At 59.0% G+C, this 551-nt stretch carries 2 protein-coding genes; both read left to right on the forward strand.

Translation table 11 applies throughout. The annotated features are described in order from the left end of the window. A partial coding sequence (locus I6F21_RS37605; protein WP_276573642.1) for a PhoU domain-containing protein occupies positions 1-324 on the forward strand: 324 nt, incomplete at its 5' end. Between the two features lie 10 nt (positions 325-334). Next, the coding region (locus tag I6F21_RS37610) for a response regulator (RefSeq protein ID WP_225184369.1) at positions 335-551 on the forward strand (217 nt) is incomplete at its 3' end.

The following is a 551-nucleotide window of genomic DNA, read 5'->3' on the forward strand; positions in this document are numbered from 1 at the left end:
GAGTTGGCTTCTCGAATGCTCTACCGTGCGTTGAACGCATTTGCGCGGTTGGATGCGGCCGGCGCTGCGCAGGTGGTGCGAGATGACTTGGCCATCGACAATGAGTTTCGCGCGTTCGTGCGCAAGCTCATCACGTACATGATGGAAGACGCAAGTTCGATCGCGGTGGGCCTCGACTACCTCTTCATCGCAAAAGCTATTGAGCGCATTGGCGATCATGCGACCAATATCGCGGAGCTGGCGATTTTCGTGGCACACGGCACCGACGTAAGACACATCTCGCTTGAGGACCTCGAGCGCGAAGTGTCGGATCCTGACGCTTGACGAGGAACGCATGCCTGCCAATGTCTTGGTCGTTGAGGACGAGCCCGCCATCGCGGAGTTGCTCACGCTCACGTTGCACCATGGTGGCTTTCATCCGATCCATGCGGCAGACGCTCAGGTGGCGTCGTCCTTGGTCGCGGAAGTTTTGCCCGATCTCATCGTGCTGGATCGCGCGTTACCGGGAGGTTCCGGCATTGACTTCCTCCGTGCGCTCAGGCTCAGTGAAC

The organism is Bradyrhizobium sp. NBAIM03, assembly GCF_020194055.1.
GTDB lineage: Bacteria > Pseudomonadota > Alphaproteobacteria > Rhizobiales > Xanthobacteraceae > Bradyrhizobium > Bradyrhizobium yuanmingense.